The sequence below is a fragment of the Pseudomonas sp. BW16M2 genome, from assembly GCF_014268865.1.
Taxonomy (GTDB): Bacteria; Pseudomonadota; Gammaproteobacteria; order Pseudomonadales; family Pseudomonadaceae; genus Aquipseudomonas; species Aquipseudomonas peradeniyensis.
In genome coordinates this window covers 1-8,368 of record NZ_JABWRI010000058.1, presented here as the reverse complement: position 1 = coordinate 8,368, position 8,368 = coordinate 1, and the positions used below count along the sequence as shown (strand labels likewise).

The window sequence follows — 8,368 nt, the reverse complement described above, 5'->3', positions numbered from 1 at the left end:
CTGGGCCCCAGCGCTTGACGGGCATCCATGCCCGTCACCTCCCTCCGCAAGGCCTGCGTTCGGCCTCCTGAAGTCGCAATTTGTGTCGCCTGGAATATCGCGCGCTTAGAAGCCAAAGCAAAAGCACAACGGCTTCGCCGCGTAGACGCCTGGCTTGCACGGGAGCCGGATTGGGGGGCGCAAGGCGTGATGGCTACTTGAACTTCGGCCCCGAACGGGTGTTCAAGCCCTTGGCCATGCGGTCGTACAGCACCACATTCACCGTCGCCGCCAGGTTCATGCAGCCCTCTGTCGGGATGTAGATCGTCTCTTCGCACCAGCCCCGCACGTCTTCGCTCAACGAGCCATCCTCAGGCCCGAAGATGTAGATCGCCCGGTCCGGGTGGGTGTACTCAGGCAATGGCCGTGCGCCTTCCACCAGCTCCACGGCCACCGGGGTGCAGCCCAGGGGAATGATGCGCTGCAGGTCGTCGATGCCGATCAGCGGGATGTCGTAGTGCACGCGCTTGGTGTCGGTGACGAAGTCGCGGGCGCGCTCATAGCGCTTGCCGGTGTAGAACACCGAGTTGACGCCATAGCAGCCCGCGGCGCGCATCACCGAGCCTACGTTTTCCGCGGATTTGGGGTTGAACAGGCCGATGCAGCTGTACCGTTTGTTCGCCACGTGTCGGGGCCCTTCGCAAAAAAAGAGCGCGATTATACGGGCTTGCCGGCACGCCGGGGGCGTGAATCGACGTTCAGTCCTTCTTCATCAGCGCGGCCAGGTTGGCGAACGGGTTGTGGGTGGCCACGGCGACTTTCGGCGTGCTCAGCGAACCTTCGCTGAAATACTGCTGGTCGGTGTAGCGGGCGTGCTCGTTGTCGTGGCAGTACAGGCACAGCAACTCCCAGTTGGAGCCGTCCTGGGGGTTGTTGTCGTGGTTGTGGTCGCGGTGGTGCACGGTCAGTTCCGACAGGCGCTTGCCGGAGAATTCGCGGGTGCAACGGCCGCAGACGTGGGGGTACATCTTCAGCGCCTTGTCGCGGTAGCCCATTTCCTTGTCGCGCTTGGCGTCGGCGAGGATGCGGTCGAGGCGGGCGGTGGCGTCGGAGGTGGAACTCATGGTGTTACCTTTTTTCTGATCAGGGCAATGACGGTTATGCCTTTGAGTCTAGCGCGCCTGTGGGGCGGGCGGACAGGCAAAATCGCGCCGTTGGGCGTAGCATGTAGGAAGGTTTCTGACAGGAGGCTGCACATGCTGCATGCGATCCTCGCCGCGCTGTTGCTTGGCGCAGTATCCACGGCCGACGCCGCGGGCCAGCAGCGGCCGCTCACGACGGTTCCCGGGGCGCCCGGTACCGCGACGCCGACACCTTACCCGCAGATCACCCCGAGTACGCCGCCCAAGGCCGGCGCCAACCGGCCGGGCGCGCCGCTGTTGCCGCCGATGCCGCTGCCGGGGCCACCCAAGGACCAGCCGTTGCCTGGGCTGAGCCAGGACCCGCCGAAACCGCCTGACAAGGGCCGTTAGACCTGTTGCGCCAGGCGCTGGCCATCCTGCATGCGCAGGCGTTTTGACAAAGCCACGGCGAGGGCGCGGATGATCCGGGCGGCGATGCGCGGCGCTTCGTTGAGCATCTTTTCCAGCGCGTCCTTGCCCAGGGTCAGCAGTTGGCAGTCGCTGGCGGCCACGCAGGTGGCCGAGCGGCGTTCGCCGTCGAGCACGGCCATCTCGCCGAAGGCCCGGCCCTTGCGCAGGGTGGCGATCTCCACCTGGGCGCCGTTGCCGTCGGTCTTGCGCACCGAGACCACGCCACGGTGGAGGATGCACATGAAGGTGCCGGCATCGCCTTCGCTGAACAGAGTCTGGCCCTGGGCGACGGCGGTGAGGCTGAAGTAGCCGGCGGCGGCGAGGAAGTCACCGGGCTGCAGGGTGTCGAACAGGCCGCAGTCCATGAGCATGTCGCGGATCTCGGCGTTCAGGTGCTGGGTGTCGGGCATGTGTTGTTGTTCTCACCGGGTGCTGTCCTGGGATTGTCGGGGGCCGCTGCGCAGCCCTTTCGCGACACGAGGCCGCTCCCACACGGATAGCGCGGAGCCTGTGGGAGCGGCCTTGTGTCGCGAAACGAGGGCAAAGCCCTCGCCGTTGCGAACCCTATGACAACGAAAATCGCGTTTTACGCCACGCCCAGCTCATTGAAGACGAACGCATACTCCAGCGCCACGTCGCGCAGCCCCTGGTAGCGCCCGCTCATGCCGCCGTGACCCGCGCCCATCTCGGTCTTGAGCAGCAGCAGGTTGTCGTCGGTCTTGCGCGTGCGCAGGCGCGCCACCCACTTGGCTGCCTCCCAGTACTGCACGCGGCTGTCGTTGTAGCCGGCGACCACCAGCAGCGCCGGGTAGGCCTGCGCCTTGACGTTCTCGTAGGGGGCGTAGGCCTTGATCCGCTCATACACCTCGGGCTCCTCGGGGTTGCCCCATTCGTCGTACTCGGTGACGGTCAGCGGCAGCTCGGGGTCGAGCATGGTGTTGAGCACATCGACGAACGGCACTTCGGCGATGGCGCAGCGGAACAGCTCGGGGCGCAGGTTGAGCACCGCGCCCATCAGCAGGCCACCGGCGCTGCCGCCGCTGATGGCCAGGCGTTCGCGGGTGGTCACGCCTTCGGTGATCAGGTGTTCGGCGCAAGCGATGAAGTCGTCGAAGCTGTTGTGCTTGTGCTCCTGCTTGCCGGCCCGGTACCAGGCCTCGCCCAGCTCGCCGCCGCCGCGCACATGGGCGATGGCAAAGGCCACGCCGCGCTCCAGCAGGCTCAGGCGGGCGTGGGAGAACCACGGGTCTAGGCTCTCGCCGTAGGCGCCATAGCCGTAGAGGTGGAGCGGCACGCACTTGCCCTCGTCGACGCGGCGGCGCACCAGGCTGATAGGCACCCGCGTGCCATCCTTGGCCACCGCCCACAGGCGCTGGCTGACGTAGTCGTCGGCGTCGAACACGCCGAGCACCGGGGTCTGCTTGAGCACCTGCTGGTCACCCGTGGCCAGCTCCAGCTGGCGCACCTGTGCTGGGCGGTTGAGCGCTTCGTAGCGCAGGCGGATGCGTGTGCTGGCGAATTCCAGGCTGTCCTGCACGTAGAGGCTGTAGGCGGCGTCCGGCAGCTCGACGCGGTAGGCCGGCAGGCCTTGCGGGTGTACTTCGATGATCGGCAGGCCGCCTTCGCGCAGGCTCAGGGACAGCGCCGTGGCATTGAGGCTGAGCCCTTCGAGCATGACGTCGTCGCGGTGCGGCACCAGCACCTGCCACTGATCGCGGGTCGGCACGCTGTCGGCCGGTGCGTGGAACAGGGCGAAGTTGATGCCGTCCTGGTTGCTGCGCACGAACCAGCGCCACTGACCGTCGAGCTGGCCGTGGTCGGGGAAGTATTCATGGCCTTCGACCCGCGGCGCCAGGCAGGTGAAATCAGCCTGTGGCGTGGTGGCATCGAGCACCCAGGCCTCGCTGGTGGTCTTGCTGTTGAGCAGCAGCACCAGCTGGCGCTCGGAGCTGGCGCGGTAGCAGTGCAGGAAGAAGCGTCCGTCGGGCTCCTCGAACACCGTGATGGCGCCAGCCTCGCCCAAGGTGTGGCGGCGCAGGCGCCAGGGGCGGTGGGTGTCGTCCAGTTCGGCGAAGAACAGTGTCTGGCTGTCGTTGGCCCAGGTCATGCTGCCGTCGCAGTCGTCGAAGGGCAGGGCGCTCAGCGCGCCGCTGGCCAGGTCCTTGACGTACAGGGTGTAGATCTCGTCGCCGCTGGTGTCCAGGCTGTAGGCCAGCAGGCGGTGGTCGGGGCTGACGCTGAAGGCGCCGAGGGAAAGAAAGCCGCCATTGGCCAGGGCGTTGGGATCGAGCAGCAGCTCCTCGCGGCTTTCATCGACGGTGTTGCTGTCGTCGGCCGGGCGTGGGCAGCGGTAATGGCGCGGGTATTCGTCGCCCGCGGTGGTGCGGGTGTAGTACAGGTACGGGCCCCAGGGCGAGGGCAGCGACAGGTCGGTCTCGAGGATGCGGCCCTTGATCTCTTCGAACAGCTGTTCACGCAGCGGCGCCTGGTCGGCGAGGACGGCTTGCTGGTAGGCGTTTTCCGCTTCCAGGTAGGCCAGGACCTCGGGGGTGTCGCGCTGCTGCAGCCAGGCGTAGGGGTCGTGGCCTTCGGCTTGATGGGCGATCGGGGCGGGAAGGGGTAGGGGCATGGGTGATCTCATCGATTGTGGACCCCATCGCGGGGCAAGCCCGCTCCCACGCCTGATCGAGGTCTGGAGGTGGGAGCGGGCTTGCCCCGCGAAGGGCCGCTGCAGGTCCCTTGCGGGGCGGGGGGCAGCCTGCGCCGGGAAAAGTGTTTATCATAGGCATCTCTTTGCCTGGCTTGCACCCACACCATGACCGAACACGACTATACCCTCGCCTGGGGCCTGTACGCCGTTGCCGCCCTGGGCTGCCTGCTGGTGGGCTTCAAGCTGACCGGCTGGATGTGGCGCTGGTTGCGCGAGCCGCTGCGGGTGATCATCGCCGTATTGCTGTTTTCGCCGACCATCGTCGACCCGGTCAAGGAAAGCTTCGCCCCGGCCATCGCCATCACCGCGCTGGACGTCGCCTTCAAGGTCGGCAACAACGCCTGGCGCGCCGCCTCCGACCTGGCCATGTACGGCATGCTCGCATTTGCCCTGTACATCGTCTTCGTGCTGATCCGTTGGCCGCTGGAAAAGCGTGCCCGCGAGCGCCGCGCCCAGCGTGAGGCCGTCGCCCAGCGCCAGGCCAAGGAAGAGGAGGAGGTTGTGGCCGAAGCGTCCCTGGCCGCCAACCGTCAAGACCGCTACCGCGACGATCCGCCCCCCGCCCCCGTGCGCCGCTCCGGCCCCGGGCCGGGCCGCGTCGAACCCCGTCTTTAAGCCAGGAGCCGCAACATGTGCGAACTGCTGGGCATGAGCGCCAACGTCCCCACCGACATCGTCTTCAGCTTCACCGGCCTGATGCAGCGCGGCGGGCGCACCGGCCCGCACCGCGATGGCTGGGGCATCGGTTTCTACGAGGGGCGCGGCCTGCGCTTGTTCCAGGACCCGGCGGCGAGCAGCGAGTCGGAAGTGGCCAACCTGGTACAGCGTTACCCGATCAAGAGCGAAGTGGTCATCGGCCATATCCGCCAGGCCAACGTCGGCAAGGTCTGCCTGTCCAACACCCACCCGTTCGTGCGTGAGCTGTGGGGCCGCAACTGGTGCTTCGCGCACAACGGCCAGCTGGGTAATTTCACTGGCCAGCGCACGTTCTACCGGCCGATCGGCGACACCGACAGCGAAGCGGCCTTCTGCGACCTGCTCAACCGCGTGCGCGAAGCCTTCCCCGAACCGGTCGAGGTCGAGCAACTGCTGCCGGTGCTGGTCGAAGCCTGCGCCGGGTACCGTGGCCAAGGCGTGTTCAACTGCCTGCTCAGCGACGGCGACTGGCTGTTCTGCTTCTGCTCGACCAAACTGGTGCACATCACCCGCCGCGCACCGTTCGGCGCGGCACGGCTGAAGGATGTCGACCTGATCGTCGACTTCCACACGCAAACCACTCCCAACGACGTGGTCACGGTGATCGCCACCGAGCCTCTGACCGAGAATGAGACCTGGAACCGCTACGAGCCGGGTCAGTGGGGCTTGTGGCGGCATGGCGAGTGCATTGCCCACGGCCAAAGCTAAGGAAGCTGCATGTTCAGAAGTTACCTGCGTTTGCTGTTGTTCACCTTCGGCCTGCTGGCCGGTCTCCAGGTGCCGGGGTTGGTCAAGGACTACAGCCAGCGCGTCGAGGCGCACCTGCTCGAATCGCGCCAGGCGCTCGACGGCTTCCGCCAGACCGCGCAGCGCTTCTTCAGCGGTGACCTGCAAGCGCTGGTGCGGCATTACCGGGGCAGCGACGATCCGGTGTTCACCAGCGATGCCAACAGCATCGAGAGCCTGCTGATCCGCAACCAGTTGCTCGAGCATGAATGGCAGGCCCTGCAAGGCTCGTGGGTGAGCCGCACCTGGCATGTGCTGGTACAGCCGGAGCCGGCACTGCGCGAGGAGACGCTCAAGGGCTACAGCTATCAGATCCTGCTGGTGCCCGAGGCGATCGGCTGGGGGATCGGCAGCGGGTTCGTGCTGGCGTTTGTGGTCGAGAGCCTGTTGTTGGTGATGGGTTGGGTGATTCTTGGCGGGCGGCGCAAGGTGGTGAAGGAAAGCTGGCGCTAGCCTTCAGTGCCTGCTTACTCAAGAGTCCAGTTGTTGGGTGGCACGACCAGGTTTCACTTCACACTCGGGCAATCACACGAATAGGCATACGCGTGGCATTGCTCTCGCTGATCCCGTCGCTAATTCCCTATGGATAGGGCCGGTGACGACTTCCGCGGCCTCATGGCAACTCAACCTTTTTAAGTGGAGCTGTGTGTGGGGTCGTGCGGGATTCGTGGTCTATCGCTTCTGGCCATTTGACCTCTGGTGCCAAGCGTTTGGCGAACTGATACCAGAGGAGAAGGTTGTGATCTTCATTGTGTGGGGCAGGTGAAACAGCATCAAGACCATGTTGCATGTAAGTGCAGATGTAGGCCCAGATGGACTCTTCCCCGTACGTATTACTCAAAGAGAACCGGTCGATTACCTTGTTGGTACCCGGTTCGACGACGGACAACATAATCCCTGTCTTCACGAGGTGCGAGCCTTGGTGGGTGACTGCCTGTTTTCTCCAGCGTTCGGCGCGTACATCCTTCCAGTCGTAGCTGACGATTTTTATTGGCCATGGGATGAAAGGGTTCCACCAACAGAACGTAAAGTTGTAAGCGTAGACTTTTTGACGGGCACGGTTGAAACGTATTGGCTCGTCGCGCGGGGCGGTGCGGACTAGGCGAAAATATATTGCTACCTGCCAAGTTATAATGGATATTAGTATTGATATGGTTAATAGTGACTCGTAGTCATTGTGCTGAATGCTGGTTGCTATTATTCTTGCGCCAAGAATGATTGTTGTAATGCTTAATGGAATGCACAGGGTTAATAGTCCTCCAGTGTTGACTGAGTTGCGAGGTATCTCTAGGTAGATGTCGTCTTGATGGTTTGAATTTAGCAGTATGGGAGAAGGGTCGACTTTAGTCGGGGCGTTTGGGAGGTTGAAGTCCTCTTTCCAGCCTGGGCACGGAGGAATCAGGATAGGTCTTTTCATTTTTATCCCCTTACGTCCAGTTTGTCCTGTTTTTTTACTAATTTCGCGAAATTTGTGGTGTCGTCCTTGTTGGGCCAATAGCTGACTGTTAACTCAAAGGCGTCGATAGTTTTGAAATCTGCGGTTGGTGTGCTTCCTTCTATTCTTAGAGTCTTTCCTTGGTGAGAACTATTCTCTGGACTGCCGATGCTCTCATGTAACTCGGTTTTTACCTTGTCGCTGTCTCCTGAGTACACGGTCGGCACAGTGTTTCTACCCGGTGAATAAACTACCAGTGTCCATTCGTATCTTGCCTGTTCGTGAGCAAAGTTAGGAATGGTGATTGTGTAGTTCAGACGTGTTTCGAGTGGAACCGAGAAGCTGTCCCTCAGCGTGACGAACGGCTCTATCGTTTTCGGAGGGTGTGTTTCTTTGAATGTTATATCTATTGAGGCATGCGCAGTGATGCCCAATAGGGCAGCATTGAGAGCACCTATAGCGTTGTCATTGTCTTCTGCGACCTGCCATTCACGATGTGACGCTGGCAGCCCCCATCTGGACTGGCGAGCCCAGATTTCCAGTGGGGACGATTCGTTTTTCTTTGCGATCGTAGCAAGCGTGTAGGCCGAAAGTGCAAGTAGTAGTGCTATACCTACAGGGCCTAGGAATGCGGTCCCAAAGTAAAGTGTGCTTACTCCTACGAATGCTGAACCAATCGCAGATAGGCCTGCAATATTATATTTTTGGTTGGATGCTAGATCGCCTTGTGCACCTGTTCGTTGGGCCGCTAGTAAATAATTGGTTCCATCTGCTATACCGGCCACGGCAGCAATGGCACCACCGTACCTGACAAGTTGCGTTCCCTGCATCAATGTCGATCCCGCCGTTACGGCGGCCCGAGCAGGTCGCAATATCTCGATCGCTTTCCCTGTCGCTTCAATACTCAACCCCAAAACCCCAATGGACGACGACCACACCGCTGCTAGCGCTTCGGCCTCCGCATTGCCGGGGGTCGCAGTCAGCGCGTCATGATTCCTGCGCAGGCTGTCCTGCTGGAACCACAACCCACCCAGGCTCAACATCAAGTCGGCGCGGCCCGGCCCCAGGCCAGACAAGCCACTGCGCAGGTTGCCCATGGCCTCACGGGCCAGGGCGCGGGTCTGCTCCGCGCTCAGGCTGAGCAGGCGCAGGCTGTGGGCGGCCTGGTAT

At 62.8% G+C, this 8,368-nt stretch carries 9 protein-coding genes and 1 pseudogene; 4 read left to right on the top strand and 6 right to left on the bottom strand.

Annotated features, from left to right (window positions below; translation table 11 throughout):
• Positions 1–193 precede the first annotated feature (193 nt).
• Positions 194–664 (bottom strand): RNA methyltransferase, encoded by a 471-nt coding sequence (locus HU735_RS26670; RefSeq protein WP_028693028.1) that lies wholly within the window; start codon positions 662–664, stop codon positions 194–196.
• A gap of 73 nt (positions 665–737) precedes the next feature.
• Positions 738–1,103: a YajD family HNH nuclease gene (locus tag HU735_RS26665; protein ID WP_050704320.1), complete on the bottom strand. Its 366-nt coding sequence runs from the start codon at positions 1,101–1,103 to the stop codon at positions 738–740.
• Positions 1,104–1,235: 132 nt separating this feature from the next.
• Here HU735_RS26665 and HU735_RS26660 point away from each other — a divergent pair, with 132 nt between their 5' ends.
• Entirely contained in the window at positions 1,236–1,511 is a 276-nt protein-coding gene (locus tag HU735_RS26660) for a hypothetical protein (protein ID WP_028693029.1), read from the top strand.
• Here HU735_RS26660 and HU735_RS26655 read toward each other — a convergent pair.
• The gene (locus HU735_RS26655; RefSeq protein ID WP_050704322.1) at positions 1,508–1,981 is read right to left on the bottom strand and encodes a cyclic nucleotide-binding domain-containing protein; all 474 of its coding nucleotides are present in this window, start codon (positions 1,979–1,981) and stop codon (positions 1,508–1,510) included. The two genes, HU735_RS26660 and HU735_RS26655, sit on opposite strands and share 4 nt — an antisense overlap.
• Before the next feature lie 176 nt (positions 1,982–2,157).
• Positions 2,158–4,200, bottom strand: coding sequence for a S9 family peptidase (locus tag HU735_RS26650; protein WP_186716460.1), 2,043 nt, complete (start codon positions 4,198–4,200; stop codon positions 2,158–2,160).
• Positions 4,201–4,386: 186 nt separating this feature from the next.
• On the opposite strand from HU735_RS26650, the gene HU735_RS26645 reads away from it, so the two are divergent.
• Genes HU735_RS26645 through HU735_RS26635 form a run of 3 tightly spaced genes read left to right on the top strand, consistent with a single transcriptional unit; the run spans position 4,387 to position 6,216 of the window.
• Positions 4,387–4,896 (top strand): MFS transporter, encoded by a 510-nt coding sequence (locus HU735_RS26645; protein WP_186716459.1) that lies wholly within the window; start codon positions 4,387–4,389, stop codon positions 4,894–4,896.
• 15 nt (positions 4,897–4,911) lie between these two features.
• Positions 4,912–5,685 carry a class II glutamine amidotransferase gene (locus tag HU735_RS26640; protein WP_186716457.1) on the top strand — a complete coding sequence of 258 codons (774 nt, stop codon included), beginning with the start codon at positions 4,912–4,914 and terminating at the stop codon, positions 5,683–5,685.
• A gap of 9 nt (positions 5,686–5,694) precedes the next feature.
• Complete coding sequence (locus tag HU735_RS26635; RefSeq protein WP_186716456.1) at positions 5,695–6,216, top strand: DUF2937 family protein; 522 nt, start codon at positions 5,695–5,697, stop codon at positions 6,214–6,216.
• 160 nt (positions 6,217–6,376) lie between these two features.
• Here the strand turns inward: HU735_RS26635 and HU735_RS26935 are convergent, their stop codons facing one another.
• The gene (locus tag HU735_RS26935) at positions 6,377–7,180 is read right to left on the bottom strand and encodes a DUF6708 domain-containing protein (protein WP_189657200.1); all 804 of its coding nucleotides are present in this window, start codon (positions 7,178–7,180) and stop codon (positions 6,377–6,379) included.
• A gap of 2 nt (positions 7,181–7,182) precedes the next feature.
• Positions 7,183–8,368, bottom strand: a pseudogene (locus HU735_RS26625) (hypothetical protein); the annotation flags it as partial.

Coding starts and splice junctions, on each gene's coding strand:
- HU735_RS26665 (WP_050704320.1), bottom strand. CDS start 1,103: ATGAGTTCCACCTCCGACGCCACCGCCCGCCTCGACCGCATCCTCGCC.
- HU735_RS26660 (WP_028693029.1), top strand. CDS start 1,236: ATGCTGCATGCGATCCTCGCCGCGCTGTTGCTTGGCGCAGTATCCACG.
- HU735_RS26655 (WP_050704322.1), bottom strand. CDS start 1,981: ATGCCCGACACCCAGCACCTGAACGCCGAGATCCGCGACATGCTCATG.
- HU735_RS26650 (WP_186716460.1), bottom strand. CDS start 4,200: ATGCCCCTACCCCTTCCCGCCCCGATCGCCCATCAAGCCGAAGGCCAC.
- HU735_RS26645 (WP_186716459.1), top strand. CDS start 4,387: ATGACCGAACACGACTATACCCTCGCCTGGGGCCTGTACGCCGTTGCC.
- HU735_RS26640 (WP_186716457.1), top strand. CDS start 4,912: ATGTGCGAACTGCTGGGCATGAGCGCCAACGTCCCCACCGACATCGTC.
- HU735_RS26635 (WP_186716456.1), top strand. CDS start 5,695: ATGTTCAGAAGTTACCTGCGTTTGCTGTTGTTCACCTTCGGCCTGCTG.
- HU735_RS26935 (WP_189657200.1), bottom strand. CDS start 7,180: ATGAAAAGACCTATCCTGATTCCTCCGTGCCCAGGCTGGAAAGAGGAC.